General features: G+C 72.1%; 22 protein-coding genes. 9 read left to right on the top strand and 13 right to left on the bottom strand.

Features of this window, described 5'->3' with window-relative positions; translation table 11 throughout:
* Nucleotides 1-29 precede the first annotated feature (29 nt).
* The 4 genes from ACFW2Y_RS15245 to ACFW2Y_RS15230 are packed head-to-tail and all read left to right on the top strand — an operon-like array spanning nucleotide 30 to nucleotide 4,172.
* A complete protein-coding gene (locus ACFW2Y_RS15245; protein ID WP_384878299.1) occupies nucleotides 30-728 on the top strand; it encodes a DUF1365 domain-containing protein in 699 nt (232 codons plus the stop codon).
* Entirely contained in the window at nucleotides 725-2,035 is a 1,311-nt protein-coding gene (locus tag ACFW2Y_RS15240) for a class I SAM-dependent methyltransferase (RefSeq protein WP_384878274.1), read from the top strand. The genes ACFW2Y_RS15245 and ACFW2Y_RS15240 overlap by 4 nt, the downstream gene beginning before the upstream one ends.
* Complete coding sequence (locus ACFW2Y_RS15235; protein WP_384878271.1) at nucleotides 2,032-3,345, top strand: class I SAM-dependent methyltransferase; 1,314 nt, start codon at nucleotides 2,032-2,034, stop codon at nucleotides 3,343-3,345. The genes ACFW2Y_RS15240 and ACFW2Y_RS15235 overlap by 4 nt, the downstream gene beginning before the upstream one ends.
* Nucleotides 3,342-4,172 carry a DUF1295 domain-containing protein gene (locus tag ACFW2Y_RS15230; RefSeq protein WP_384878269.1) on the top strand — a complete coding sequence of 277 codons (831 nt, stop codon included), beginning with the start codon at nucleotides 3,342-3,344 and terminating at the stop codon, nucleotides 4,170-4,172. The genes ACFW2Y_RS15235 and ACFW2Y_RS15230 overlap by 4 nt, the downstream gene beginning before the upstream one ends.
* Before the next feature lie 352 nt (nucleotides 4,173-4,524).
* On the opposite strand, the gene ACFW2Y_RS15225 is transcribed toward ACFW2Y_RS15230, so the two are convergent.
* The 13 genes from ACFW2Y_RS15225 to ACFW2Y_RS15165 all read right to left on the bottom strand — a co-directional run bounded on the left by ACFW2Y_RS15225 (nucleotide 4,525) and on the right by ACFW2Y_RS15165 (nucleotide 21,049).
* A complete protein-coding gene (locus ACFW2Y_RS15225; protein ID WP_384878267.1) occupies nucleotides 4,525-5,064 on the bottom strand; it encodes a GNAT family N-acetyltransferase in 540 nt (179 codons plus the stop codon).
* 118 nt (nucleotides 5,065-5,182) lie between these two features.
* On the bottom strand, nucleotides 5,183-6,592 hold the full coding sequence (locus ACFW2Y_RS15220) for an asparagine synthase-related protein (RefSeq protein WP_384878264.1): 1,410 nt from the start codon (nucleotides 6,590-6,592) through the stop codon (nucleotides 5,183-5,185).
* 201 nt (nucleotides 6,593-6,793) lie between these two features.
* Complete coding sequence (locus tag ACFW2Y_RS15215) at nucleotides 6,794-7,099, bottom strand: rhodanese-like domain-containing protein (protein WP_384878262.1); 306 nt, start codon at nucleotides 7,097-7,099, stop codon at nucleotides 6,794-6,796.
* 41 nt (nucleotides 7,100-7,140) lie between these two features.
* A complete protein-coding gene (locus ACFW2Y_RS15210) occupies nucleotides 7,141-7,653 on the bottom strand; it encodes a peroxiredoxin-like family protein (RefSeq protein WP_384878259.1) in 513 nt (170 codons plus the stop codon).
* A gap of 80 nt (nucleotides 7,654-7,733) precedes the next feature.
* Nucleotides 7,734-8,444 (bottom strand): 4'-phosphopantetheinyl transferase, encoded by a 711-nt coding sequence (locus ACFW2Y_RS15205; protein ID WP_384878257.1) that lies wholly within the window; start codon nucleotides 8,442-8,444, stop codon nucleotides 7,734-7,736.
* 67 nt (nucleotides 8,445-8,511) lie between these two features.
* Nucleotides 8,512-9,396, bottom strand: coding sequence for a TauD/TfdA dioxygenase family protein (locus ACFW2Y_RS15200; protein ID WP_384878255.1), 885 nt, complete (start codon nucleotides 9,394-9,396; stop codon nucleotides 8,512-8,514).
* Complete coding sequence (locus ACFW2Y_RS15195; RefSeq protein ID WP_384878253.1) at nucleotides 9,380-9,685, bottom strand: phosphopantetheine-binding protein; 306 nt, start codon at nucleotides 9,683-9,685, stop codon at nucleotides 9,380-9,382. The genes ACFW2Y_RS15200 and ACFW2Y_RS15195 overlap by 17 nt, the downstream gene beginning before the upstream one ends.
* Entirely contained in the window at nucleotides 9,672-13,505 is a 3,834-nt protein-coding gene (locus tag ACFW2Y_RS15190) for an amino acid adenylation domain-containing protein (RefSeq protein ID WP_384878251.1), read from the bottom strand. Before ACFW2Y_RS15190 ends, ACFW2Y_RS15195 begins: the two co-directional genes overlap by 14 nt.
* 1 nt (nucleotide 13,506) lies before the next feature.
* Nucleotides 13,507-14,679 carry an alanine racemase gene (locus ACFW2Y_RS15185; protein WP_384878248.1) on the bottom strand — a complete coding sequence of 391 codons (1,173 nt, stop codon included), beginning with the start codon at nucleotides 14,677-14,679 and terminating at the stop codon, nucleotides 13,507-13,509.
* Nucleotides 14,669-17,758, bottom strand: a complete 3,090-nt coding sequence (locus ACFW2Y_RS15180) for an AMP-binding protein (protein WP_384878246.1) — start codon at nucleotides 17,756-17,758, stop codon at nucleotides 14,669-14,671. Before ACFW2Y_RS15180 ends, ACFW2Y_RS15185 begins: the two co-directional genes overlap by 11 nt.
* Nucleotides 17,755-18,396 (bottom strand): FMN-binding negative transcriptional regulator, encoded by a 642-nt coding sequence (locus ACFW2Y_RS15175; RefSeq protein ID WP_384878244.1) that lies wholly within the window; start codon nucleotides 18,394-18,396, stop codon nucleotides 17,755-17,757. The genes ACFW2Y_RS15180 and ACFW2Y_RS15175 overlap by 4 nt, the downstream gene beginning before the upstream one ends.
* Nucleotides 18,397-18,398: 2 nt before the next feature.
* On the bottom strand, nucleotides 18,399-19,544 hold the full coding sequence (locus ACFW2Y_RS15170) for a hypothetical protein (protein ID WP_384878241.1): 1,146 nt from the start codon (nucleotides 19,542-19,544) through the stop codon (nucleotides 18,399-18,401).
* Nucleotides 19,541-21,049: a class I adenylate-forming enzyme family protein gene (locus ACFW2Y_RS15165; RefSeq protein ID WP_384878238.1), complete on the bottom strand. Its 1,509-nt coding sequence runs from the start codon at nucleotides 21,047-21,049 to the stop codon at nucleotides 19,541-19,543. Before ACFW2Y_RS15165 ends, ACFW2Y_RS15170 begins: the two co-directional genes overlap by 4 nt.
* A 677-nt stretch (nucleotides 21,050-21,726) precedes the next feature.
* On the opposite strand from ACFW2Y_RS15165, the gene argH reads away from it, so the two are divergent.
* The 5 genes from argH (at nucleotide 21,727) to ACFW2Y_RS15140 (ending at nucleotide 26,821) form a co-directional block, all read left to right on the top strand.
* Nucleotides 21,727-23,268, top strand: coding sequence for an argininosuccinate lyase (gene argH, locus ACFW2Y_RS15160; RefSeq protein WP_384878235.1), 1,542 nt, complete (start codon nucleotides 21,727-21,729; stop codon nucleotides 23,266-23,268).
* Between the two features lie 46 nt (nucleotides 23,269-23,314).
* Nucleotides 23,315-24,487 carry an argininosuccinate synthase gene (locus tag ACFW2Y_RS15155; protein WP_384878233.1) on the top strand — a complete coding sequence of 391 codons (1,173 nt, stop codon included), beginning with the start codon at nucleotides 23,315-23,317 and terminating at the stop codon, nucleotides 24,485-24,487.
* Nucleotides 24,488-24,504: 17 nt separating this feature from the next.
* Entirely contained in the window at nucleotides 24,505-25,452 is a 948-nt protein-coding gene (locus tag ACFW2Y_RS15150; protein ID WP_384878231.1) for a methionyl-tRNA formyltransferase, read from the top strand.
* Nucleotides 25,453-25,523: 71 nt separating this feature from the next.
* Complete coding sequence (locus ACFW2Y_RS15145) at nucleotides 25,524-26,372, top strand: EamA family transporter (protein WP_384878228.1); 849 nt, start codon at nucleotides 25,524-25,526, stop codon at nucleotides 26,370-26,372.
* Nucleotides 26,363-26,821: a hypothetical protein gene (locus ACFW2Y_RS15140; protein WP_384878225.1), complete on the top strand. Its 459-nt coding sequence runs from the start codon at nucleotides 26,363-26,365 to the stop codon at nucleotides 26,819-26,821. The genes ACFW2Y_RS15145 and ACFW2Y_RS15140 overlap by 10 nt, the downstream gene beginning before the upstream one ends.
* Nucleotides 26,822-26,982 lie beyond the last annotated feature (161 nt).

Genomic DNA, 26,982 nt, shown 5'->3' with positions numbered 1-26,982 from the left:
ACCTCCCGGCGCTCTACCCGAGCGAGGTCGTGCACACCAGGGTCACCCCGATCTCCCACCGGCTCCGCCACCGCACGTACTTCTGGCTCGTCGACATCGACGAGCTGCCCGTGCTTCCCCTGCTGCTGCGCCCGCTGGCCCGCTTCGACCCCCGGGACCACTTCGGCGGCGCGGCACCCACCCTGCGCGCCGGCCTGGAGGCCTTCCTCGCCGATCACGACGTTCCCGACGCCGACGGCCGGATCCTGATGCTGGGCCACGCACGGGTGCTGGGACACGTCTTCAACCCGCTCACCCTGTACTGGTGCCACGACCGGGCCGGCCGCCTCGTCTGCGTCGTCGCGGAGGTGCACAACACGTACGGCCAACGCCACTGCTACCTCCTCCACCCCGATGCCCGGGGACGCGACCAGGTCCCGAAGGAGTTCTACGTCTCGCCCTTCCTCGACCTGGAGGGGACCTACCGGATGCGTCTGCCGCTGCCCGGCGACCGGCTCGACCTCACGGTCCAACTCCGCCAAGCCCACGGAACCCACCCCCTGACGGCCACCGTCCGCGGCACCCACCGGCCCGCGGGGACACGCACCCTCCTCGCTGCCGCGGTGCGCCACCCGTGGTCGACCGCAGCGGTCTCGCTCGGCATCCGCTTCCACGGGATCCGCCTGTACCTCAAGGGCTTGAAGATCCGACCCCGGCCCGTCACTCCCACCCAGGAAGACATGCTGTGACCCTCTCGTTGCCCCCGGCGTCCACGTCCGACCCCGATCTCGACCGCCCCACCACGATCGACCTCGCACGGTGGCCGGACGTCGCCCACCGCCCCCGGGCCTCCGCGCTGCGCACGGCCGTGGCGCGCACCCTCCTGGAGCGTGCCTTCGCCCGTCTTCCGCTGCGCATAACCACGTCCCTCGGCCCCCGACCGGCCACCGCCACGGCCCGAGGAGCCGACACCGCGCCCACCCTGACGCTCCACGACCCGCACGCCTTCCACCAGAGGATCGGTGCCGACGGCCTCATCGGCTTCGGCGAGTCCTACATGGCCGGCGAGTGGGACAGCGACGACCTCGTGGGGCTCCTCACCGTCCTCGCCCGCCAGGTGGACGACCTCGTCCCCGCCCCGCTCCGCCGACTGCGCGGCGCCTGGGTGCGCAGCAGGCCCCACCTCGACCGCAACTCGATCGACGGAGCCCGCCAGAACATCCACCGCCACTACGACCTCTCCAACGAGCTCTTCGCGCTGTTCCTCGACCCCGGCCTCAGCTACTCGTCGGCGGTCTTCGACGCCCTGCCGGCAGACGGTGCGGGCTTCACCGCCGCCCAGCACCGCAAGATCGACCAGCTCCTGGACCTCGCCGAAGTGGGCCCCGGCACCCGGCTCCTGGAGATCGGCACCGGTTGGGGCGAGCTCGCCCTGCGCGCCGCGGCCCGCGGAGCCCGCGTCCGCACCATCACCCTCTCCGCGGAGCAACGGGCCCTGGCCACGGACCGGATCGCCGCCGCGGGACACGCCGACCGCGTCAGCGTCGAGCTCTGCGACTACCGCCAGGTGGAGGGCCGCTACGACGCCGTGATCAGCGTGGAGATGATCGAGGCCGTCGGCGCCGAATACTGGCCCGCCTACTTCGGCGCGCTGCGCCGGTGCCTGTCCCCCGGCGGCCGCATCGCGCTCCAGGCGATCACCATGCCGCACGAGAGGATGCTCGCCACCGCCCGCACCCACACCTGGATCAGCAAGTACGTCTTTCCCGGCGGCCTGATCCCCTCACGGGAAGCGATCGCCGAACACAGCGCCGCGGCCGGCCTCGACGTCGTCCACGACACCGGCTACGGGCAGCACTACGCCGAAACCCTCCGGCTGTGGCGCGAACGGTTCCTGAACGAGCGCGAAGCCGTCGCCGCGCTCGGCTTCGACCAGGTCTTCCGCCGTATGTGGGAGCTCTACCTCGCCTACTCGGAGGCCGGGTTCCGAGCCCGGTACCTCGACGTCCGCCAGCTCCTGCTCACCGAGGCCAGCCAGCCGGAGGCAACCCGATGACCGCGAAGCGACCCACTCCCCGGGGGGCCGCTCCGCTCCTCGCGGCAGCCCTCGCCCCCTTCCTGCCGCCCGGTCCCCTGCCCGTACGGCTGGTCGCCTGGGACGGCAGCACCGCCGGGCCGAGCGACGCCCCCACCGTCGTCGTCCGCACTCCACGGGCGCTGCGCCGCATGCTCTGGCAACCCGGTGAACTCGGCCTCGCCGAGGCCTACGTCGCCGGCGACATCGACACGGAGGGCGACCTCCGCACCAGCCTCGGCCACGTACGGCAGAGCCTGGGCGAACAGGCTGCGGCACGGCCCCGGCCCAGGGACCTGGCACGTGCCGGACTGACCGCACTCACCCTCGGCGCGGCCGGCCTCCGCCCCGCGCAGCCGGCGGCACCCCGGGCGTCCCTGCGCGGGCGGCTCCACATCGAGGCACGGGACCGCGCCGCCATCAGCCACCACTACGACCTGTCGAACGCCTTCTACGAACTCCTCCTCGACGAGTCCATGGCCTATTCCTGTGCCTACTGGACGCGACCGGAGGACCCCGGCTACACCCTCGCCGACGCCCAGCGCGACAAGCTCGAACTCATCTGCCGCAAGCTCGGACTGCAGAAGGGCATGCGCCTGCTCGACATCGGCTGCGGTTGGGGCGCGCTCGCCGTGTACGCCGCCCGGGTCCACGGCGTGCACGTCACCGCGGTCACCCTCTCCGGGGAACAGGCCGCACACGTGCGGGCCAGGGTGCACGGCGAAGGCCTGGACGACCTCGTCGAGGTCGAACAGCGCCACTACCGCCAGATCAGCGGCGGCGGCTATGACGCGGTGACCGCCATCGAGATGGGGGAGCACGTCGGGGACACCGCCTACCCCCTCTTCGCGACCCGTCTCCACCAACTGCTCCGGCCCCGCGGCCGGCTCCTCGTCCAGCAGATGTCCCGTGGAGCCGTGGCACCCGGAGGGGGTCCCTTCATCGAGAAGTACATCGCCCCCGACATGCACATGCGTCCGCTCGCCGACACCCTCTCCCTCCTGGAGGCCGCGGGCTTCGAGACGCGCTCCACGGAGTCCCTGCGCGAGCACTACGTCAGGACCATCGACGCCTGGCACCGCACGCTGGAGGAACGCTGGAGCGAGTTCACCTCCCTCGTCGGCGAGCCCACCGCACGCGTCTGGCGCCTCTACCTCGTGGGAAGCAGCCTCACCTTCGCCCAGCACCGCATGGGCGTCGACCAGATCCTCGCCGTGCACACCGACCGGCTCGGCCGGACCGCCATGCCCGCCACGCCCGCCCACTGGTACGCGGGAAGGACGGGCGCATGACCACCGTCGACGCACAGGGCCTCGTACTCGTCCTGGGCGCCTCGGCCGGTACGGCCCTGGCGGTCATGCTGGTCACCTTCGCCATCGGCCGCGCCAAGGGGCTCCACCGGATCGTCGACATCGCCTGGGGCGTGGCCTTCGCCGCCGTCGCCGCCGTCTCCTGGGGACTGTCCAGCGGCTACGGCGACGGCACCCGAAGGACGGCCGTCGCACTCGCCACCGTCCTCTGGGGGCTCCGGCTCGCCCTTCACATCGCGCGCCGGGGCCGCGGCCACGGCGAGGACCCCCGGTACGCCCGCATGCTGGCCCGTGCCCGGGGCAATCCGACCCTCTACGCGCTGCGCACCGTCTACCTCCTCCAAGGCGCCCTCGTCTGGCTGGTCTCGCTACCGGTCCAGGTGGCGGTGCTGCTGCCCGACCCCTTGGACGGGGTGGCGACCCTGGGGCTCGTCCTGTGGGCCTGCGGCGTGTTCTTCGAGGCGACCGGAGACCACCAACTCGCCCGTTTCAAGGCCGACCCCGCGAACAAGGGGCGCATCATGGACCAGGGGCTGTGGAGCTGGACCCGGCACCCCAACTACTTCGGCGACTTCCTCGTCTGGTGGGGGCTGTACCTCACCGCGTGCGCCACGTGGCAGACCGCCGCACTCACCGTCGTCTCACCGATCGTGATGAGCGGCCTGCTGGTCTTCGGCAGCGGCAAGCGGCTGCTGGAGAACCACATGGCACGACGCCCCGGCTACGCCGAGTACCGGGAACGGACCAGTGGCTTCTTTCCCCGGCCGCCGCGCCGGCCAGCCACCACCCCGCGCGCCGCTCGGCGATGACGGCGCGCGGAGACCCACCGCGGAGGACGTAAGGCGGTGTCGAAGAGGAACGGTCTGAAGCGGCCCCGCCCCTCGATCGGGTGATGCTTCGTGCGCGTCATGTCACGGAGGTGGCCAGCTGCGGATGGTGGTCCGGGGCTGCCGGTGGCGTGTGGTCCACGGAGCCCGCGCCCGGCCGCTCCCCGCCGAAGTCCCCGCCCCCGGCGGGTCGCCGCACCGTTCCCGTGCGAATTCCCGAGCCCGTGGCCGAGGGCCGGATCGATCGGGTACCGGCGAACGCGTGTCGTCCTCGACCGACCCGGGGCGGCTCGACCCACCCCGCGTGACGACGGTGCGGCGATCGGGCACGGCCCTATGGCCGCACCCGACGGGGGTCGGTGGTTGCCGAGGCCTCGCGGATCATGGGCAGGGTGGGCATCCTTCCTCGCCAGAGGTAGCGCTCACCCGCCATCTCGAAGCCGTGCCGCAGAGAGAACCGGATCGCCCGTTCGTTGTGGTCGGCGACCCTCAGGCGGATGCGTGCGGGGCCCGCCCAGGTGAAGAACTCGGCCATCAGACGGTCACCGAGTCCATGGCCCTGGGCGCAGCCCAGCAGGTACATCGGCCCGAGGGTGATCGACTCCTCCCAGTGGCCGCAGAGGTAACCGACGATCTCCGCCCCGGACCGGACGACACGGCAGAAGTGCGGGGAGGGGTGCTGGTTCGCCACCTCGATGAACTCGCGCCACTGCGCGATGCCCTCCGGGGTGGCGGACGAGCCGCGCTGTTCACGGATCCAGGACTCGTCGACCCCCACGTCTGCTCGGGGGTAGTTCTGCAGCCAGTTCGCGAGGTGCAAGGGCCCCAATGCCGCCGCGTCGTCAGGGTGAGCGGTGGCGATCGTGAAGGACATGCCGAATGCTACTCGTGCACGGACCGGGCCTTCGTGCGGCCGTCCGGGAGGATCCCCGGCCCTCGGCGAGCCCGTTCGTTCGTGCGGGTGGTGGCGGGGCGGCGTGTGCCGGTGCCGGTCAGCGGGAGCGGACGCTGCGTACCGCCCGCTCGAAGAGCTCCCAGGGGTCCGTGGGATCCAGCTCGCCCTGCGCCGCCTGGTCCAGGAGCCCGGCGAAGCAGGCCAGATAGACGGCCTGCCGGTCCTGCGTGCCGGTCTCCTTCCCCAGGCGTCGCGCCACGCCGTCCTGGAGGCCGCCACCGTGGTGGACGGCGATCTTCTTGCGCCATGCGATCGGTTCGGGGACCCGGCGTCCCATCGCCGTGCGCAGGTGGTACTTCTCCCTGCCCTCACGGACCTTGCACTCGGGGGTGGTCTCCAGGGCGACCCGCATCACCGGCCAGGACCAGAAGGGGTGATGGGCGGTCGTGCCGTACGCGAGCGGCATCCGGTTGGAGAGTTCGTTGCTGCGCCGGGTGCGGTCGACCGCCGACAGGACCTGCTCGATCAGGTCGTCACGATGGTCGAAGGGGCGGTAGAGACCGGCGTTGACGAGGTCGCTGCCGTAGCCGGTCAGCAGGACCTCGTCCGCGGGGACCACGCCGAGTCGCTGCACCGTCGTGGCGGTCAGCGCGACCTCGACCACCTCGGCGTCGGCCAGCCCCAGCCACCGGACGGCCTCCGGTATGGAGGTGATGATCTGGTCTTCGGTCAGGTGGACGGGTTCGAGGTCGATGCCGAGCTCCGCGCAGAGCTCGGCCGCGTCGTCGAGCTCGTCGCCCCACGGGCTCGCCACGCTGTACGGGGTGAGGGGCAGCCCGGCACGGGCCGCCAAGTAGGTCACGGTCCCGGAGTCGATGCCCCCGGACAGCAGGGTGGCGTAGCCGGTGCCCTCCGGAGCGGCTGCGTCGATGCGTGCGATCTCCGCGGCCAGCGCCTCCAACTGTGCCTCGCCGGCTGCCAACGGATCGTCCCGGTGCGGGGCACGGAAGTCGCCCAGGACGTCGTGCTCGTCACCCGTCTCCCTGAGCCAGCGCCCTCCGGTACGGCGGGTCCGCTCCACGGTGCCGTGCCGCAATCGGCTCACGCCGGCCACCAGCGTGCCGCATTCGTGGACCGGGGTGCTGCCGAGGAAGCGGACGGGCAGCCCGAGCGCGGGCAGTACCAGTGGAGCGAGGAGCAGGTCCGTGAAGTAGGCGAAGGAGCCCTTCGTGCGGTTGACCGCGTAGTAGACGGGGTTCTCGTTGAGGGGCGAGACGCGGACGGTGACGACGTCCGACTCGATGCGCAGCGTCGGGGCGACGGCCCCGGGGGAGTGCGGGGTCAGGGTGGCGACGTCGACGACGAACGGCGGGTCCTCGGGGAGGTGGATTCCCTCGGGGCCGCGGTAGTACACCGTCAGGTCCCCGAGGTCGGCGGTCTGTGCGAGGTGTTCCAGATCGGGCAGGGAGACGTTGGCGACGACGCACCATTTGCTGACGGGAGCCATGTTCGGGCCTTTCGGGTGGGGCGGCAGGAACGGAGCGGCGGCACGGGGCCGCCGGCCCGCCCCGGCCGCGAGGACGGTGCGGGGAGTGCGGGGCTTGTCCGGGGGCGCGGCCGGGCTCGTCGACGGGGGTGCGCCCTTGCCGGTCCGGCGGCCCGGAGGCCCCGTGCTCCGGTGTCGGGAACCCGTCGGCGCGCTCGCGGCTCAGTACCCCGGCAGGCTGGGATCGATCTGCGCCGCCCAGGCGAGGACACCGCCTTCGAGGTGTACGGCGTCGGTGAAGCCCGCCCCGTGCGCGACGGCCAGGACCGCTCGCGTACGGACGCCGGTCCGGCAGTAGAAGACGGTCCGGCGGTCCGTGCGCAGCGTCGGCAGCGCCGATCCGTCGAGCCAGGAGCCCTGCGGCACCAGCCGGGCCCCGGGAATCCGGACGATCTCCCACTCGTGGGGTTCCCGGACGTCGATGAGGTCGAGGGGGATCCCGCGGTCGAGTAGCCCCTTGAGCTCCACGGGCGTGATCGTGCCGGGGTCCCCGGGTGCCCGCTCGCCGCTCACACCTCGCCCCGTGCCGGATAGTCGTTCTCGTTGATCCACCGGACGGTCTCGACGACCTCGTCCAGATGGGGGCGGAGGAACGGCATCGACGTCCGCACCGCCGCGTAGAGGGTGCCGTCCGGGCGGATCAGGAACAGGCCCGGTTCGCTGAACTCGTCGGGATTGCCCTCGTTGATGGCCTTCGAGACGTACAGGCCCCACTCCCGCATCGCCTCGGGGCTCAGCCCGTATCCGACGGGCACCCGGGTGATGTCCCACTCCTCGACGGCCCGCTCGGCGCGGTCGATCCCGTCACCGCTCACCGCGACGACCGAGGTCACCCCGACCTCGGCCAGTCGGGGTACGAGGGCGTCCAGTTCCGTCACGTGGGCGCGGCACAGGGGGCAGTGCACGCCCCGGTAGAAGACCACGAGGGTGAAGCTCTCGGGCCGTTGGTCGGCGAGGACCCAACGGCCGCCGCCGACCAACGGGACGTCGAGGGCGGGTGCGGACTGTCTGGGCTTGAGCATCGCGAACTCCTGTGTGGGACGGGTCGGAAGGGGAAGGGGGGCCGGCGGTGTGCCGGCACGCACGGGCACGGGAGGGCGGTTCAGGGCGACGCCCGGCCCGGTGACCGGGGCCGGGAGGAGGCACGGGAGGCGGCCGGCACCGAGACGGCCGTGAGCACCAGGCCCCGCCGTACGGTCCACACCCCCCGGAAGCCGGTCACCCACAGGCCGTTCGCCAGGGAACCCGGCTGCGTCAGGCCCGCCGTGAAGGACTGCGAGGTCACGTCGACGGTCACCGACACGTCTTCGAACCCCAGCCAGCTCCCGGAGAGCGGATGCCAGGCCTTGTAGACGCTCTCCTTCGCGCTGAACAGCAATCGGTCCCAACACACTCCGGGATCGGAGGAAGACAACTCAGCCAGGTGCAGCCGTTCCTGACGGCTCGTGAACATTTCCAGAGTGCGACCGCTGCTGAGCGGCAGGTTGGGCTCCGCGTCCAGGCCGACGGTCAGCACCGCATCGCACCGGGCCACCACGGCGGCCCGGTAACCGGAGCAGTGCGTCATGCTGCCGACCGTCGATGCCGGCCACACCGGGGCGCCCCGGGGGCCACGCGGAATCGGCCCCGGAGCCTCGCCCAGCCGTGCCAGGGCGGCCCGCGCACAGGCGCGGGTCGTGGCGAACTCGCGGCGCCTCCCGGGAACGGCTCCGGCCACGTACCGTTCCTCCTCCGCGAAGAGAGGCACCGGGCCGGGCGGGTCACCGAAGGCCTCGGCGACCGCGTGCGGGACGGGGAGCAGTTCCTCGATCACCGTCGCGCCCCCGGGCGCCGTCCCGCTGCGGGCGCGGACCGGCGGGTGCCGCCGGTTCCCGCCGCGTTCACGGCCTGTTCTCCGGCACCACGGTCCGTGCCACGGGACTGGGGACCTCGTCTTCTCTCCAGGCCGTTTCGGACAGCGTCAGTTGACCGCGGAAGAGCACCCGGGTGCCTCCCTCGCCGATGGCGGTGCGCCCGTGCAGCGTCCGCTGGTTGTCGATGATCAGCAGGTCGCCGACCCGCCAGCGGTGGGTGTAGGCGTAGCGCTCGGAACGCAGGAAGCCGTCCAGCGCCTCGAAGAACCGGTCGGAGTCGACCTGCGGCATCCCCTTCACCCGGATCTCCCAGGACCGCTGGTCCACGTCGTGGGGGAAGGCGGTCGTGAGGTTCAGGGACTTCACCCGGCCGTAGTCACGGGTCGTCGGGATCGTGTACCAGTCGACGGGGACGGTCGGGAAGTAGCCCCGTTCCTTCACCAGGTACTCGAATTCGTGCTCGTCGAGGACGTGGCGGAGCTGCGCGGGCATCTCCTGCCATGCGGCCAACTGATCGCTGACGTACGTCTCGCCGGAACCGGGGGCGTCCGAGAACTCCGCCGCGTACAGGATGATCAGGTCGACCTGTTCGCCGACGAGGAGGCCGTCGGTGTGCAGCGGCAGCGGACCGCGGCCCGTCACCACCTTCCCCTCGTCGCGTGAGGCGTCGAGCTTGAGGAGGTCGGCCTGCCCCTCGCCGAACTTGTGGTCGACGGTGTCGCCGAGGGAGCGTACGAGGAGTTTGAAGGCCTCCTCGTCCAGCTCGACGCCCCGGACCAGGACGCAGCCGTTCGCCAGGGCTGCCTCCTTGGCGCGCGCGGCCAGGTCCCCGAGGGCGCCGCCGGGGGTCCAGGGGACGATCGCGCCCATGCCCGAAGGGGTCAGTCGCTGGTAATCATCGGTCGTGGACATCGTTGGTTCCTTCCGTGGGTGGTACGGCATCCGCCCGGCCGGTGGGGTCGGCGGCTCCGGTGGCGCGTACGACCTCCGCCTCCAGGCGGGACACCGTGACCGGGGCGGCGAAGAGCGCCTCCAGGTCCAGGTCGACGTCGAACCGGTCCTCCAGCGCGGACAGGATCTGGATCAGGGCGGCCGAATTGACCCCGTGGCCGATCAGATCCGTGCCGGGACCGGCGAGCGGGGGGCACCCGTGGGCGTCCAACTCCGCGAGGACTGCCGCACGTACGTCAGAACCGGTCATCGCTCTTCACTCCTTCGATCACGTCCTTGATCCGCTTGGTGTTGGCGCCCTCGAAAACGGAGAAGTGCCCGCCGGACAACGCCCGGCTCTCCTCGCGCCGGGCGAGGCGGCCCCAGGCGGCGGGATCGGCCTCGGCAGGGCCGTCCTCGGCGCGGAACTCCACCAGGGGGACGGCAAGGGGCACCGGGACCCAGCCGCGCAGCAGGGTCATGTTCTGCCGGTAGATCGCGAACCTGGTGGCGAGCACCGGGTCCACGGCCACCTCCCCGGCGTCGAGCCGTACGCCGCCGGTCTCCCGGATGTCCTTGAGGAACCCGTCGAGCGACGCCTCCTCGGAGGCGACGGTTCCGTCGCCGCGGGACGCCGGGGAGACGGGCGTGTCGATCACCACCACGCGTGCCACCGGCACCTCGGAGGCGCGCGCGGCCTCGTAGGCCAGTGCGCCGCCGAACGACCACCCCGCGAACACCAGCGGCACCGCGTCGGAGCGGACCCGACCGATCAGCTCCGCGAGGCAGCGCCGGGCGAGCCCGGGCAGCGCGTCACCGCCGTCGGCCCCCTCCTCCAGCGGTGCGTCGAGGCCCACCACGTGCACGTCGATGTCGCCGACGAGCTCCCGCACCAGCTCCGCGTAGCAGGACACTCCGCCCCCCACCGGCGGGAAGAGGACCAGCCTCAGCCGGGGCGCAGCACTGGCGCGCGGCTGGTATGTCCAGATCCCCGAGCCGTCCGAGGCGCGGGGCCGGCGGCAGAGGGCGGCCAGGCCCGCGACGGTCGGGGCGGTCATGAACTCTCCGAAGGGCACGTCGTGGCCGTACCGGCTCCGCAGGACCGAGAGGAGGCGGATCGCGTCGTACGAGCTGCCGCCGGCGGCGAAGAAGGACTCCCCGCCCGGGGCCCCGCCCAGCACCTCCTCCCAGCACGTCGCGACCTCGTGGCTCAGCAGGTCCCGTTCCGCAGTCGATTCGTCGGCGGTCGTGGTGTCGTCCCAGGGGAGCCGTTCGAGCCGGCCTCGGTCCAGCTTCCCGTTGCCGTTCAGCGGAAGCTCCTCCAGCTCCAGCAGCGCCTCGGGGACCATGTAGGACGGCACCGCGTTCCTGAGCGCCGTGAGCACGTCCCGTTCCCAGTCGACCGGGGCTTCCTCGGTGAGGGTGACGCAGGCGACGAGCTGCTTGCGCCGGCCGCCGTCCCGGACGGCGACGGCGCACCGGCCGACGCCCGACACCCTCTCGACCACGTGCTCGATCTCACCCAGCTCCACCCGGTGCCCGTTCAGCTTCACCTGGCTGTCGGTGCGCCCCAGGAACTCGACGACCCCGCCCGGGTGACGGCGACCGCGGTCACCGGTGCGGTAGAGCCACCCGTACACCGGGTCGTCGTAGAACGCGTCCGCGGTCTTCACCGGGTCGTCGGCGTAACCGTCGGCCACCCCGCTGCCGGCGATGTGGATCTCGCCGATCTGCCAGTCCGGGCACGCGTTGCGCTCGGCGTCGAGGACGAGGATCTGCTGACCGGGCAGGGCCCTGCCGTACGGGATCGACCGGCCGTCGCCGTCCGCTTCCCCGACACGGTGGAAGACGGACCAGATCGACCCCTCGGTCGCACCGCCGAGGGAGACGACCTCGGCCTCCGGTGCCAGGCGACGCAGCGCCGCCGGCAGCTTCAGCGGAATCCAGTCGCCGCTCAGCAGGAAGGTCCGCACCGACGGGACGGCCGCCCCCTCCTCCGCCAGCAGGGACGCCAACGCCGGCGCGGAGTTCCACAGGGTCACCCCGTGGCGATCGATCAGCTCCCTCCACCGCGCGGGGCTCTTGGCGCTCTCCTCCGAGAGCATCACCACGGAGCCGCCGCACATCAGCGGGCCGAAGACGTCGTACACGGAGAGGTCGAAGCCGATCGAGGAGACGGAGAGCACCCGGTCCGCCCCGGTGACGCCGAACTCCTCGTTCACCGCGTCGATCGTGTTGAGGACCGCCGCGTGGGAGATCACCACGCCCTTCGGCTCACCGGTCGAGCCCGAGGTGAAGATGACATAGGCGGTGGGGTTCGCCGCGACGGCCGTCCGCGGTGTCCCGGTCACCGACCCGTCCGCGGGGAGTGCCAGCGGGCGCACTCCGCGTTCCGTCCAGCGCGCGTCCGCCGCCGGCCGGCCCTCGGTGACCGCGAAGCGCACGGCTCCGCGGCGTGCGATGCCGTCGAGGCGCCCGTCCGGGGTGCCGTGGTCCAGCGGGACGTACGTGCAGCCGGCGAGCAGGCTGCCGAGCATCACGACGACCTGACCGCGCCCCCGGGGCAGGTGGACGGCGACCCGGTCGCCGGGGCACGCACCGGCGTCCAGGAGCGACTCCGCGACCGCGCGGGCCCGTCCGACCAGTTCCGCGTAGCTGAGGGTGCCCCGTTCGTCGTGGACGGCGGGCGCCTCGGGCCGGTCGGCCGCGCACTGCAGGACGCGCTGGTGCAGGGTGTCGGCGGAGGCCCCGGCGGGGGTGTGCGGGGGTGCGGAGACGGGGCGGCGGGAGGGGCGGCGGGTCCAGTGCTCGCCGGAGGCGGCGAGTTCGCGGACGAACTCCTCGCACCGGGCCACGAAGTCCTCGGCGAAGCCGACGTCGAAGGAGTCCGTCCGCCAGTCGAAGCCCAGCCGGACGCTGCCGTCGGACTCCCTGACGACCTGGTGGTCGATCAGTACCTGCGGCACCCTCAGCTGGACCTCGTCCCAACGGCGGCGCAGCCCCAGCGAGGCCTCGCGCGCACCGTCGACGTCGAGCGCCGTGAACGCGAAGGGATGGGCGAGCCGGCGCAGGTCGGCGGCGGGGTCGGTGAGCCGGGCTATCTCGGCGCCGCTCAGCGAGCCGTGCATGGCCTGGCTGAGGTACCGGCTCTGGACCGTCCGGGCGGTCTCGACAAAGCTCTGCCCGGTCGTCCCGGGCACCTCCAGCGGCATGGTGCTGCCCCGGTTGCCGAGGGAGGTGGGGGTCACGGGGCCGGTGCGGCGCGAGTGCAGAACGGTGACGGTGTGGGCCGAACCGCCGCCGAGCCGACCGAGCACGACACCGTAGGCCGCGAGGTAGACCATCGACGGGGTGAGTCCGTGGCTGCTCGCCAGCGCGTCGATCCGGGCCGCCGTGGCCGGGGCGAGGGTGACCATGCGGTGGGAGACCGTTGGGCCGGCGGCCCGCCACTCGGGCCGCAGCGGCAGCTCGACGGCGTCGGGCAGTGCCGCCGCCCGCGCGCGCCAGAACCGCTCGTCACGTGCGGAACGGTCACGGCGGATCCGGTCGGGTGCGTCGCCCGGGGCGCGGTCCGTGGAGGCGGGTTCGCCCGCCCCGCTCGGGTCCGTCACCAGCTCGCTGAGGAACACGTCGAGCGATGCCGCGTCCATCAGCCACAGGGCGTACACCAGGTGCAGCCTGGCGCGGTCGGCCGAGCGCACCACGGACACCTCGAACTGCGGCCAGTCGCCGAACGCGAAGGCGTCGGAGGTGCGGGCGCGGCGGACCTCCTCATTGACCGCGTCGAAGCCGGCGTCGTCGACCTGGTGGACGTCGGCGCCCACGTCCCGTGCGACGTCCTCGTGCAGCACGGTGAGGGAGAGGTCGGCCGCCTGACGGAGACGGAGGACGGGGTTGTCCCGGACCAGCCGACGCAGCCGGGCGCCGATTCCGTCCGCCCGGTCCGGACTCAGGTCGCAGCCCAGGTAGTAGCGGGCCGGCCCGCTGAGTTCGAGGCCGTCCTGGCCGCCGATCAGGTACGCACGCTGGATCGGGCTCAAGGGCTCCGGCACGTGGCCGTCAGCGGGTTCCCGCGGAGTGGTGTCGCTCATCTCAGAAAACGATCTCTCTCACCTTGTCGCGGCTCAGGAATCCGCCGGGGCTGAAGCTCGGCCCGTACGCGCCCGCGCCGGGGAACAGAAGGAGGTCGCCGGGCTCCACCTCGGGCAGCTCGATGTCCTCGGCGAGCACGTCGAGCTGGGAGCAGAGCGAGCCCGTCACATGGACGTGGGGGACCGTCGGGCGGTCCGCCCCGCCCACCACCCGGACGGGGAACTCTCCCCGGTCGCCCCCGGACAGCAGACGGCTTGCGAGGAGGATGTCGTTCATTCCCGCGTCGACGAGGACGTACCTGCGGTCACCGACCGTCTTGGTGTCGAGGACGGTGGTCAGCAGACTGCCCGCCGGGCCGGCGATGGACCGGCCGTACTCGCAGACGAGCGGCAGCCGACCGATCTCCGCCGACGGGCCGGTGTCCGCCCCTGACAGCCGGTCCCAGTCGACGGCGGGGTCCCGGTCGCGCCACTGCATCGCGATGCCGCCGCCGATCGAGACGAAGTCGAGGGAGAGGCCGAACCGTTCGGCACACGCCCCCGCGCGCTCCGTCACCGCCTTCCGCGTGGCCAGGACGACCTCGGGATCGCCGTACTGGGAGCCCCAGAACAGTTGGAGCCCGCTGATCGACAGCGGCGAGGCGCGCAGGACGTCGACCACCTCGGCCAGGTCCTCCTCGGCCACCCCGAACTGGTTGGGCGACGGTTCGGCGTCCGGCGTCCGGGCCGGATAGGGCATGTTGAGCCGGATCACGCCGCGCCCGGTCACTCCGAGCTCGCGGGCCGCACCGGCGAACAGGACGGCCTGCCGGGGCGATTCGACCGTCACCGCGACGCCGGCGGCCAGGGCCGCAGCCGCCTCCGTGCGGGACTTCGCCGGACCGGTGAACAGCACCCTGCCCGACGGAGTCCCCGTGTTCAGCGCGGTCTCCATCTCGGTGAGCGAGCAGACGTCGAAACCGTCCACCAGCGGAGCCAGCGCATGGACGACCCCGGGGTGCGGATTGGCCTTCAGCGAGTAGTAGAGCCCGGCCGTGGGCGGTGAGGCCGCGCGGACCCGCGCGACCGCGTCGCGCAGCGCCGCCCTGCCGTACGCGTACACCGGGGTCCGGCCCGCCCGGTGGACGAGCAGCCGTGCCTCGGCGTCGGTGGGTGCGGTCGTCTCATCGTTCATGCGGTTCTCCCCCTGCTTCGCGCAGTGCCGCGAGGACGTCCGCATGGACCCGGTCGATCGCATCGGGTCGGACCATGGTGATGCCCCGCCGGTAGTAGTAGGTCAGCGCCATCTCGCCCGCCGACATCTGCAGTTCGCCCTGGAGCTGGTAGCGCAGCGACCGTCCCAGCGACCGGGGCCGCCAGGCCCCGAGGTCGCGGGCGCGCAGGCCCCGCGGTCTGGGGTGTTGGTTGAAGAGCACCGTCGACAAGGGGAAGCACTCCGTGCCGGCGAGGCCCAGGTCCTCGGCCCGCTGGTCGAACTCCCAGGCGCTGTGGGCCGCGCCGGCCTCCAACTGTCCGGCGAACGCGCCCGCCCGGTCCCGAAGCCCGCCCACGTCCCGGCCGCGGACGACGAGCTGGCTCGTGAACATGCCCGCGGTGCCGGTCCGCGCGCCCTGCCGTACCTGGACGGGAACGACGAGGGTCAGCGGGCCGAGTCCGAAGGTCCGGGAGACGGCCCGCTCGAAGGCGGCCAACACCACTGCGAAGACCGAGACTCCGCACGCCTCCGCGATCCGGTGGGCGGCCCGGGTGCCGGTGACGCCGAAGGGACGCGAGAGCAGCTCTCCGGTGCGGGCCTCCTCCCCGGCCGCCTCCGGCAACTCGATCTGACCGGCGTCCCCGAGGAGGTCCCGCCAGTAGGCGGCCTCCGGGATCCGCGCGTGCGGATCGCGCTCGGTCGCCCGGCAGTAGTCGCGGAAGCCGCGCGGCGCCGGGGCGGGGCCGAGAGGCTGCCCCGAGAGCAGGGAGCGGATCTCGTCGGCGATCAGATCCAGGCCAAGTCCGTCGACGAACAGGTGGTGTGCGACGACGAGGACGGAGGTCCTGCCGTCACCCGGTACGACGACGACCCTGAGCGGCGGGGGCCCGGTGGGGTCGATCAGTTCCGACACCGCCCGGACCCGGGCCTCCTGCACCCGTGCGCGATGCCCCTTCCCGGTCGGCTCGCCGCCGCCGGTGTCCTCGTGGAGCGTGACCGGGCAGCGCACCTCAGAGGCCTCGCGATGGAGCTGGCGCTTCCGGTCCTCCGCGAGCGAGAGCCTGAGGACGTCGTGGCGGGCGACGACGGCTTCGACCGCCTTCTCCACGTCGGCCGGGGTCACGACCGTCGTGATCTGGACCTCCCGGGAGATGTTGCACCAGTCGGCGTTGCCGTCCGCCATGCAGAGGGCCACGTAGGCGTGCTGACGAGTCGACAGCGGAAGGATTTCGGGCGCCCCGGGGACGTCGGTGGCGTCGGTGCGGGGCTCCGGTGCCGCGGTCGCGGACGGGGCGGGACCGCCGGCGCGCTCGATCACCCGGACCAGGGAATCGACGTCACGGTGGGCGAAGCAGTCCCGGACCGAAAGGTCCACCCCGAACCGCCGGTTCACCTCCAGGACGAACTCCATCATGTCCAGCGACGTCAGCCCCGCGTCGACGAAGGCGACGGGGGAGGCGGAGCCGGCATCGAGGCCGAGGAGTCCGCGCAGCGTCCCCGCGACGTCCACGGAACGGTCCGCATCGCTCTGGCCCGTAGGAGCAGCCCCCGTGGCCGGCGCGTCGACGACCGACGTGATCAGCGCCGTCCGGTCGACCTTTCCGCTGCGCAACAACGGGAAGGCGCCGCGCAGATGGACGACGGGGCGCGGCAGCCGCAACCGCCGGGCCGTCACCTCCACCGCGGTGCGCAGCGCCGCCGTCCCGGCGGCGGTGGGGCCGGCAACGGCGAGGAAGGCGTGCGGACCCTGCCGGTCGACCACCACGCACTGCCGGACGCCGGGCAGCTCTTCGACCTCGTCGACGAAGCGGTGGTACGAGACCCGCCTGCCGGAGACCTTCAGGTCGTTCCCGAGCCGGCCGGTCACCACCAGGTGACCCCGAGCGGTGAGGTATCCGCTGTCGCCGGTGCGCAGCACCGGTTCCATCGGAGTGACGCGGAACGTTCCCGGTTCCCCGCCGGAGCCCCCGGCCAGGGTGCCCAGCGCCGACGCGGTCGAGGCGATGAGCACCTCACCGTGTCCGTCGGCGTCGGGCCGGTCGATGGTGACGGAGACGCCCGGACGGGCGGACCCGACCGGCACGCCCTCCTGCGGACCCCACCCCGCGCCCCGTACGTCCCGTAGGAAGAGCTGCGCGAGGGTGCCCTCGGTCATGCCGTACAGGTTCACGAACTCGGCCCCGGGGGCGAGCGCGCTCCACTCCTCGACCACCCGCGCCGGCAGCACCTCGCCGGCGAAGAAGCCCAGACGCAGGTGGTCGAGGTGCACGGACCCTGCACCCAGGACGTCGGCGATCCGCCGTGCGAGCGAAGGAACGAGGAAGGAGAGGGTCGCCCGGCTGCTCGCCAGGTGGTCGGCCAGGGCCCTCAGATCCAGCTGGGCCTCGGGCCCGGGCAGCGAGAGCCGGCCGCCGACGACCAGGACGGCCAGCAGTTCGCGCAGCGAGGGGTCGAAGTTCACCCGCGTGACGGCGGCGCAGACGTCCGTGCTCCGGAGCCCGAACTCCGTCACGAACCAGGACAGGAACGTGCCGAGTCCGGTGCGGCTTCCCACCACCGCCTTGGGGGCGCCCGTTGAACCGGACGTGGGGATGAGGTAGCCGGCGTCGCGGGTCGCATGGCGCCGGACGGGCAGGGTGCGGTGTCGGGCCGGGAGGTCGAGGAGGACGCGCCCGGTGGTGGCCTCCAACACCCATTCGTCCGGTCCTCCGGTGCCCCGGTAGTGCGCCGTCACGGAGACGTCGCTGCTCAGGACGGCTGACGGTTCCGAGATGCGTTCGACCCACGCGTACTGGCCGGCCTCCATGCCGGCGTCGACCGGTACCGGTACGGCGCCGCTGCGCAGCGCCGCCAGGAGACCGACGACATAGGCCGGGCTCAGCGGGCCGAGCACCAGTACGTGGGTGCCCGCCGCGCCGCGCTCCCCGAGGGCGCGCGCCAGCTCGTCGACGGCGACGGCGAGTTCGGCGTACGTCAGCAGTTCCCCGCACCACTCGACGGCGATCCGGTCGCTCGGGGGAAGGGCGAGCAGCCGACCCAGCCGGTCCTCTCCGCTCATGAGACCGGCCGACCCGGTTCCGCGGTGGGCGGCACGAGGGTCAGCTCCGCCAGCTCGTGACGGGCGCTGTCACCGGCAGCCCGCAGCGCGTCGGCCAGGCTCTCGGCGCCCCCCTTGCCCTGGTTCAGCCGGAAGCACGAGGTGAGGCGGAGGTCGCGCAGGCGGTAGCCGACGATGTGCTTCAGGTACTCCTCGGAGAGGTGCGCCGGGATCTCGTCCAGGGTCCAGGTCGAGCCGTCGACCGCGCCCTTCTGGAGCCGGTCGATCAGCACCTCGACATCGGCGCGCTTGCGGGTGTCGTCGCTGAGTTCGAGCCGGCCGGAGATCTCCACCGCACAGTACAGCCAGGTGGGGATGCGACTGCGGGTGCCGAACCACTCGGCCGGGACGTAGGTGTCCGGGCCGAGCACGGTGATCGTGGCGGGGGCCCCGGTCCCGAAGACGGCCGACATGCCGTTCGCCCGTGCCACGTGTCCCGCGACGAAGAGCTCGCCGTCCTCGGTCTCGCGCAGGTCGATCGGGAGGGGAGAGGTCAAGACCTCGCCCGCGTGGTGGGTGGCCAGCACTCCGAACGACTTGGCGCGGACGAAGTCGCACATGGCCGGCAGGGGGAGGCTGAACTGCTCTTTGGTGTACACGATCAGTCGCGGTCCTTCACGTCGGGGTGCAGGGACTCCAGGCCGATGCCGTCGCGGGCGCCGCGCTGGGGCGGATGGAACGCGAGGGCGTTCAGACCGCCGGCGAGGAGGGCGTGGAACGAGGTACGGGCGAAGGCCGCGCCGCCCGCGGCGCGCAACAGCCGGCCGCCGATGCCGCCGATCGCGTCCTCGACCTGGTCCCGCGCCGCCACCGCCAGGTCGAGCCGGTCCTCGGCCGGCACGCCGGCGTCGGTCGCACGGGCCGCTTCGAGCAGCTCGGACTCCAGGTGGTGGAGCTCCGCCGTCGCACCGGTCCAGCTGCGCGAGCCGAGTCGCCGGCCCTCGGGGGTGGCCCCCGCCAGACAGTGGGCGATCCCGAGGTACGAGGCGCTGATCAGCAGCTGGAACCAGCCGTAGCAGTCCATGGCGAAACGCCGGCCGGTCTCGCCCCGCAGGGGGAAGACCTGGGCCTGCGGCACCCGGACGTCCGACAGACGCACCGCGTGGCTCTCCGCCGCGAGGAACAGGGGGCTGTGCCAGAACGGCTCGCGCTCCACCCCCTCGGCTCCTGCGTCCACGAACGCCTGGGCGAAGCCGTCGGGGGATCCGTCCGGCGCACGCAGCTCGACCATCAGCGACAGCACGTCCATGCTGCCGGACAGGGAGCAGGGCCGCTTGATGCCGCTGACGCGGTAGCCGTCGGTGTCGCGGACCGCTTGGCTGCCCAGGCTCCTCAGGTCCTTGCCGGGAGCGGACTCGGCACCGCCGGAGGCGACGAGCCGGGCGTCGCGGGCGATGCCCCGGAGGATGGTCCGGGCGCCCTCGTCGCCGGTGGCCGCCACCTGGCCGAGCGCAGCGATCTTGTAGTGGTGCATGGTCGTCGCGATGGCCGCGGACGGGGCCGCCCGGCCCAGCGCGACCTGGAAGCGCACCGCGTCCTCGGCCGCGACCCCCTTGCCGCCGCACTCCGTCGGGACCAGCATTGTCGTGGCGCGGGTCCGCTTCAGGAGCGCGAACACCGGTCCCGCATCACGCTCGTACTCCTCCGCCGTGCCGGCCGTCAGCGCGGCGTGGAGTCCGTCCGCCACGCCGTCGAGCCGCTCCCGAGCGTCCGGGAGGGCGTCCTCCGCGATCAGGTCGGTGGTCATTCGGCGTTCCTCTTCCCGGTGTGCATGAGCTCCCTCACGGCGGCGTAGTCGGTCTTGCCGAGCGGCGTGCGCGGCAGTGCGGCGGCGAGTTCGTACCGTTGCGGCAACTGGTGGGGGAGCAGCCGCTGGGCGACCTGCCGCCGCACCGTGCCCAGGTCGGCGTCACGGTCGACGACCAGCAGGGCGGCGACCCGTTCGGTGGTCCTGGGGTCGGGGACGCCGACCACCGCGCTCTCCAACACCCCGGGGCACTCGCGCAGCGCGGCTTCGACCTCCAGCGGGCCGACCTTGTGCCCGGCGACGTTGATGAAGCCCGAGCGGCGACCGAGCACGTACCAGCCGTCCTCGTCGGCCCGGATGAGGTCGTGGGTCCGCAGCCAGCCGTCCTCGAACATCTCGGCGGTCTGGGAGGGATCCCGGTAGTAGCCGCGGGCCAGTGCGGGACCGCGCACCCAGAGCTCGCGGAGGTCCGTGGTTTCCGCGTCCGTGCCCTCCAGCGGCTCCAACCGGTGCTCCACCCCGGCGATGGGCGTGCCGATGGAGTTCTTGCCGGTGTATTCCCTGTCGAAGCAGATGGCGCCGATCTCGGACAGGCCGTACACCTGCCGCAGTGGCAGGCCGTACCGTTCGAGGAACGCCTCCTGGGTGCTCGTCCCGAGCGGCGCGCTGCCGGAGACGGCCAGCCGGAGGGTCCGGAGCGCCGCTGCGGGCACCCCCCGCGCCGAGGTGAGCATCCGGTACATGACCGGCAGCCCGCTCACCACCGTGACGCCCCGCGTCTCGACGAGCCGGGCGAACCCCCGCCCCGTCAGCCGGTCGCCCCGGGCGAACACCACCGTCCCACCGCTCAGGAGGCCGGGCAGCGTCAGGATGTCGATGCCGTGGCAGTGCGACAGCGGAAGCGCACACAGCACCACGTCCGATGCGGTGAGCGCCAACTCGCCGCTCCACAGCCGCACTCGGGCCGCGATGGCGGCCTGGCTCATCACGATGCCCTTCGGCTCGCCCGTCGAGCCGGACGTGCGGTGCACGACGAAGTCCCCGGGCGCGTAGCCCTCCCCGGCACGTTCGCGATGACCGGGGGCACCGGGCACGGGGACGAGACGGAAGCCACCCGGCCCACCGTCCGGGCCGGGGACGTCCACGGCCAGCCGGGTCAGGTCGAACCTGGCGCAGCTGCGCTCCCGTTCCCGCCCGGAGAGCCGGTCGTCGAGGAGCACCGTGACCACGTGGAGCTTCGCCGCGGCCAGATAGAGCGCCACGAAGGCGACCGGGTCACCGACGGCGAGGCCCAGGACGTCGTCCTCGTCGAGCTCCGCCGTCAGACGTCCGGCCGCCGTCTCCACCGCGTCGAGCAGGGTCGCGTACGACGACACGGCCCCGTCGAGACCGACGACGGCGGGTGCGTGCGGCGCCGCGAGTGCCGTGGTCAGGAAGGCGGTGTACAGCGGGCCGTGGGCTTCCGAGACGTTCTCGACGCCGGCGGCAGGGGCTCGCTGGGGCACGGGGGGCTTCCTCCAGGCTCGGGCGCGCGGGGCGCGTGTGCGGTGGGTGACGCGGATGCGACGGGGCCGCTTCCGGTCGGCCGCGGCAGGGTCTTTCTTTTCCGTCCCGTTTTCCGACGAAGGGACGGCGGTGAACCGGCGGTGAACAATTCGAGGGTGTTTCCACGCGAACTGCGCCCGTGCCCGGACGGCAAGGCGGACACACGCCATCTGGCCGCCCCGCGGGGTACGGAGGCGAAGCGCACGAGCGACGCTTCAACCGCTGGTTCGCGGATTGCCGTCACCCGAGAAGGGTGTTTCGTGCAGAGGTATTCCACAAGAGGTGAACGTGTGGCGTCACTTGCGGATGCCGCCCGGGCCGGTCGTCGTGTCTTCCGGTATCGGATCGACGGGCAACGTGACGAAATCACAGAGAACTCGACCGAACAAGCCCCTTTCACATAGCGAGACATGCAGGTGAGGGGGGTGAACGCCCCGTCAAGGGGCGGACATTAGTCCGATGACGAAGGGTGGTGCCGCGCTGGAGCGCGCACGGTGGGCTGTCCATTTCCGGTCACGACCCGACGCGGCCAGTGGATGTCCATGGACAGCCCTTCAGGTGCCGCCCGATGATCGAATTCACTCTCGACGGCCGAGAAACGCGGCTGGAGCAGGTCTGGAGCAAAGGAAGAATTTTCATGACCGATAAGTTGTGGGGCGGCCGTTTCGACGAGGACATCACGCCCGATGTCCTGGACTACACGCTCACGACGGACGTCGATGTCCGTCTCGTCTTCGCCGATCTCTGGCAGGACATGGCGCACGTACTGATGCTCGGTCGTCAAGGTGTCATTCCGGAGGAGACCGCGAGCGCGATCCTCGGCTCCCTTCTGAAACTGTGGGAACAGCACGAGCGCGGTGAACTGACGCTGCGTCCGGAGTTGGAGGACGTCCACTTCAACATCGAGCAGATGGTCATCGAGGACCTCGGTCGCGAGGTCGGCGGACACATGCACACCGCACGGTCCCGCAACGACCAGGTCTCCACGGACGCCCGCATGTACCTGCGCCGCGCCCAGCTCGACGCCGTCGCCGCGAACCTCGCGCTGATCGAGGAGCTGCTCTCCTTCCCCGAGGAGGACCTGCTCTCGATCCTCCCGGGCTATACGCACAGCCAGGCGGCCCAGCCGGTCTCCGTGGGATTCTGGAAGACCGCCCACGCCAGCATGCTGCTGCGTGACGTCCGACGCCTGCGCGGTGCGTTCGAACGCACCGACGAAGCGCCGCTCGGCGCCTGCGCCCTGGCCGGCACGTCCTTCCCGCTGGACCGTGAACTGACCGCACGCCTCCTGGGGTTCGGCAGTGTCCTGAGTCACGCCCTCGACGCCACCAGCGCTCGCGACTACCTCATCGAGACCGCCTCGGCCCTCGCGCTGGGAGGGAACAACCTCTCCCGCATGGCCGAGGAGATCGTGATGTGGAGCGGGCACGAGTACAGCCTGGTCGAGGTCTCCGACGCGTACGCCACCGGCAGCTCGATCATGCCGCAGAAGAAGAACCCGGTCGTCGCCGAGCTGACCCGCGGTCGTTCGGGCCGGACCGTCGGCACCCTCGTCCAGCTGCTCACCATGGCCAAGGGCGTGACGCTCGGCTACAGCTGTGACCTCCAGGACGACAAGCCGTACCTGTGGAACGCCATCGACACCTACCTGTCGACCCTGCGCATCGTCGCGGGCCAGACCCGGGGCCTGCGGTTCGACGGCGAGCGCGGCGAGAACCTGTGCTGGGACAACTTCTCCACCGCCACCGAGCTCGCCAACTACTTGGTTTCCGACCGCGGCATCCCCTTCCGCGAGGCGCACCACATCACCGGCACGCTCGTCTCGACCCTGATCAAGGGCGGCGCGACGCTGCGCGACACCGCTGCCGGGGCCCGGATCCTCGCCGAGCTCGGCCACCCCGTCCAGGAGTCGGTGCTGGCGCACATCTTCGCTCCCCGCACCGCGGTGACCAGTTACACCAGCCCCGGCGGCACCTCCCCGCAGAGCGTCGAGGTCGTCCGTGCCGAACTGCGTGCCGCCGTGGAGGGCCACGCCGAGTGGCTGGACGCCGTCCGGCAGAAGCTCCGGACCGCGCACGAGGCCACCCTGCGGGCCGCCCGCGAGGTCGCCGGCGGCGCGCAGACCGCCAAGGTCCTCGACGCCGTGCTGGCCGAGCTGCCCGCCCCGGAGCCGCGGTGATCCCGACAGCACCGTCTCCCGTCCACCGCCGCACCCTGGAGAATCCATGAAGATCGTGCTCGCGTACTCCGGAGGGCTCGACACCTCCGTCGCCCTGCACTGGTTGAAGGAGCGTTACGACGCCGAGGTCATCGCCTTCTGCGCGGACATCGGCCAGCTGGAGTCCCTGGAGGCCGTCAAGGAACGGGCCCTGCGCACCGGCGCGTCGAAGGTCTACATGGAGCCGCTCTCCGAGCGCTTCCTGAAGGACTTCGCCCTTCCGGCCCTGCAGGCCCACGCCCGCTACGAGAACAAGTACCTGGTGGCGGCGCCGCTCTCCCGGCCGCTGATCGCCCAACGGATGGTCGAGATCGCGCACGCCGAAGGCGCCGACGCGGTCGCCCACGGCGCCACCGGCAAGGGCAACGACCAGGTGCGCTTCCACACCAGCGTCACCGCGCTCGACCCGAAGCTGAAGGTGCTCGCCCCGGTCATCGACTGGGAGCTGACCACCCGCGAGTCGGAACTCGCCTACGCCCGGCAGCACGGCATCGAAGTGTCGGTGACCAAGGAGAACCCGTACAGCATCGACACCAACATCTGGGGCACCAGCATCGAGTGCGGCGAACTGGACGACGTCGAGCAGCCCCCGCCGGCCCGCGCCTGGCAGCTCACCGCCGACCCCAAGTCGGCGCCGGAGCAGGCCGAGCGGGTCACCATCGGCTTCGCCGCAGGTGTGCCGGTCACCCTCGACGGGGAGAAGCTGGAACTCACCGCGCTGGTGGACCGGTTGAACACGGTGGCCGCCCGCCACGGCGTCGGCCGCGTCGACATCGTCGAGAGCCGCATCGTCGGCTTCAAGACCCGGGGCATCTACGAGGCGCCCGCCGCGACCGTACTGATGGCCGCGCACGAGGAGCTCGAGGCGATCGTCCTGGACCGCGAGACGCTCCACCACAAACAGGCACTCGCCCTGCGCTATTCCGAACTCGCCTACTACGGCTACTGGTTCTCCGACCTGCGCCGCGCCCTCGACGGCTTCGTCGCCACGCTGCAGCCGCAGGTCAACGGCGAGATCACCATGGAGCTCTTCAAGGGCTCCTGCACGGTGGTCAGCAGGAAGTCCCCGAACTCGCGATACAGCGGTGCGCTCGCCACGTACGAGGCCGGCGACACCTTCGACCACAAGGCGGGCGCCGGCTTCGCCTACGTATGGTCCCTGCCGCTCACGCGGCCGTGACCGGAAAGGCCACACGCATGCGCGTCGTCTTCATGGGCTACCAGACCTGGGGCCACCGGGTCCTGGAGGCCCTCCTGGAATCCGAGCACGAGGTTCCGCTCGTCATCACCCACCCGACGAGCAACCACGCCTACGAAACCATCTGGAACGACTCCGTCGCCGCCCTCGCGGAGCGCCACGGCATCCCCGTGCTGACCCGCAAGTACGCGAACGACGAGGAAGTGGCCGAGCGGCTCCGGGAACTCCGGCCCGACCTGCTGGTCTCCTCGGACTGGCGCAGTTGGGTCGCCCCGGAGATCTACTCCCTCGCCACCCACGGCGCCATCAACGTCCACGACGCCCTGCTGCCCCGGTACGGCGGCTTCGCCCCGCTCAACTGGGCACTCGTCAACGGCGAACCCGAGGTCGGCGTCACCGTGCACTTCATGGACGAGAACTTCGACCTCGGCGACATCGTGGTGCAGAAGCGGGTGGCGGTGGAGGACAAGGACACCGTCACGGACCTCTTCCACAAGACCGTCGACCTCTTCGCCCCCGCCGTACTGGAGTCGCTGGAGCTGATCGGTTCGGGCCGTACCGACTGGACCCCGCAGGACCCGACGCAGGCGACCTTCTTCCACAAGCGGTCCGTCGAGGACAGCAGAATCGACTGGAGCCGGCCGGCCAAGGACATCGCCAACCTGGTCCGGGCCCAGGTCGACCCCTACCCCAACGCCTTCGCCTACTACAAGGGCCAGCGCGTCCGCATCCTGTCCGCCTCGGTCTCGACCGTGCGGCTCGGCGGCACCGTCGGCCGGGTGTTCCGCCCCGAGGGCGAGGGCGTCGCCGTCGTCTGCGGCCCCGGCGCGCGCAGCGGCGCCGAGCACGGCCTGGTCGTGGAGCGGCTGCGCACGGACGACGGCGTCGAGCACCGCGGAGTCGACTTCTTCCGGACCATGGGCGGCTACCTGACCAGCCGGCCGTAGCCCGTCCCCGATCCGCACCGGGGGCGGCCCGACCGTGGCCGCCCCCGGCTTCTTCGCACAAGGAGTAACTGGTGAACCTGTTCCTGGCGCTCGCCTCGGCGATGGTGCTCGGCGCCGGCGACTTCGTCGGAGGACTCGCGGCCAAGAAGGCCCGTGCCGTCATCGTGGTCGTCTGGTCGAACGCCGCCGGGCTCGTCACGGCGCTCGCCCTCGTCGGACTGCTCTCCCGGTCGGGAAGCAGCGGGGACGAGGTCCTCTGGGGATCGCTCGCCGGGCTGTGCGGAAGCGCGGGTGCCGTGCTGCTCTACCGGGCCCTGGCCAGCGGAGTGATGAGCCTGGTCGCGCCGACCACCGCCGCCGCCGCCGCGGCGTTGCCCGTCGTCGCCGGCGTCCTGACGGGTGACCGGCTCTCCGCCCTGGCCGTCATCGGCGTCGTGTGCGCCCTCGCCGCCGTGCTGCTCGTCTCCCTCAGCGGCGACGGCACGGAAGGGGCCGGCGACCGGCGGACGGTCCTGCGCAGCCTGGCCCTGGCCCTGCTCGCCGGTGCCGGATTCGGCGCCTTCTTCGTCTTCCTGGCCCGTACCCCGAGCGACGTCAGCCTGTGGCCCCTGGTGTGGGCCCGCTGTGCCTCGCTCACCGCGATCCTGCTGTTCGTCCTGGTGCGGCGGACCCCACCGGCGCTGTCCGCCCGTCCCGCCCGGCTCGCCCTGCTCTCCGGCGTGCTCGACATGGGGTCGAGCGCGCTCTTCCTCGTCGCGGTCAGGGACGGAAGCCTCGCCGTCATCGGACTGCTGTCGTCGCTGTACCCGATCAGCACCGTGCTGCTGGCCCGGATCGTCCTCAAGGAACGCATCCGGGGGATCCAGCACGTCGGCGTGGCACTGGCGGTGGGCAGCGTCGTGCTCCTCGCGTGGAACTGACCCGCGCCCCGTCCGTTCCGTTCCCCCGACCGGAGGTCTCCGTGCCCGCCATCGACCCCATACTGCCCCCGACGAACGGGCTGATCAGAAGGAGCGGATCCACCGCCGCCTACACCGGCGAGGACACCGGGACGGTGTCCCTCGATGCGCTCGCCGCCCGTCGTGCCCGCTCCCTCCCTCCCGGCGTTCGCTACGAACTGAAGGACGTGGTCTTCACCCTGCCTCCCGTGCGGGCGCTCCCCGTCGACCTGCCCGAGAGGACCGGCGGGGACGCGGTGGAACTGCTGCGGTTGGTCCTGGGCGAGGACGTGATCAGCGAGATGGCCGCCGCGGGCTTCACCCTCGGAGACTTCGAGCTCATCTGTGAGGACTGGCGCCGCCGCAACGGCCTGGCGGCCGGGACCGGCCCGCTCCTTCCGGCCGATGCCCGTTCCGGGGGGCCTCGATGACCCGGCTCCGAGCGTGGAAGACGTTCCTCCGCGGGCTTCTGAGCCGAGGACGGGACGGGGGGAACCTCCGGGCGTCCGGCGGCGAAGGGCGCTCGACCGCCCGTACCCGCGGGTGGCCGGCGTACCTGCCGGGGCCGGACGGCACGGCGATGACCCGGGAC

It is taken from the genome of Streptomyces sp. NPDC058877 (assembly GCF_042742855.1).
GTDB lineage: Bacteria > Actinomycetota > Actinomycetes > Streptomycetales > Streptomycetaceae > Streptomyces.
This window is presented reverse-complemented; position numbering and strand designations above follow the sequence as displayed.

Coding starts and splice junctions, on each gene's coding strand:
- ACFW2Y_RS15235 (WP_384878271.1), top strand. CDS start 2,032: ATGACCGCGAAGCGACCCACTCCCCGGGGGGCCGCTCCGCTCCTCGCG.
- ACFW2Y_RS15230 (WP_384878269.1), top strand. CDS start 3,342: ATGACCACCGTCGACGCACAGGGCCTCGTACTCGTCCTGGGCGCCTCG.
- ACFW2Y_RS15225 (WP_384878267.1), bottom strand. CDS start 5,064: ATGTCCTTCACGATCGCCACCGCTCACCCTGACGACGCGGCGGCATTG.
- ACFW2Y_RS15220 (WP_384878264.1), bottom strand. CDS start 6,592: ATGGCTCCCGTCAGCAAATGGTGCGTCGTCGCCAACGTCTCCCTGCCC.
- ACFW2Y_RS15210 (WP_384878259.1), bottom strand. CDS start 7,653: ATGCTCAAGCCCAGACAGTCCGCACCCGCCCTCGACGTCCCGTTGGTC.
- ACFW2Y_RS15200 (WP_384878255.1), bottom strand. CDS start 9,396: ATGTCCACGACCGATGATTACCAGCGACTGACCCCTTCGGGCATGGGC.
- ACFW2Y_RS15195 (WP_384878253.1), bottom strand. CDS start 9,685: ATGACCGGTTCTGACGTACGTGCGGCAGTCCTCGCGGAGTTGGACGCC.
- ACFW2Y_RS15190 (WP_384878251.1), bottom strand. CDS start 13,505: ATGAGCGACACCACTCCGCGGGAACCCGCTGACGGCCACGTGCCGGAG.
- ACFW2Y_RS15185 (WP_384878248.1), bottom strand. CDS start 14,679: ATGAACGATGAGACGACCGCACCCACCGACGCCGAGGCACGGCTGCTC.
- ACFW2Y_RS15180 (WP_384878246.1), bottom strand. CDS start 17,758: ATGAGCGGAGAGGACCGGCTGGGTCGGCTGCTCGCCCTTCCCCCGAGC.
- ACFW2Y_RS15170 (WP_384878241.1), bottom strand. CDS start 19,544: ATGACCACCGACCTGATCGCGGAGGACGCCCTCCCGGACGCTCGGGAG.
- argH (WP_384878235.1), top strand. CDS start 21,727: ATGACCGATAAGTTGTGGGGCGGCCGTTTCGACGAGGACATCACGCCC.
- ACFW2Y_RS15155 (WP_384878233.1), top strand. CDS start 23,315: ATGAAGATCGTGCTCGCGTACTCCGGAGGGCTCGACACCTCCGTCGCC.
- ACFW2Y_RS15150 (WP_384878231.1), top strand. CDS start 24,505: ATGCGCGTCGTCTTCATGGGCTACCAGACCTGGGGCCACCGGGTCCTG.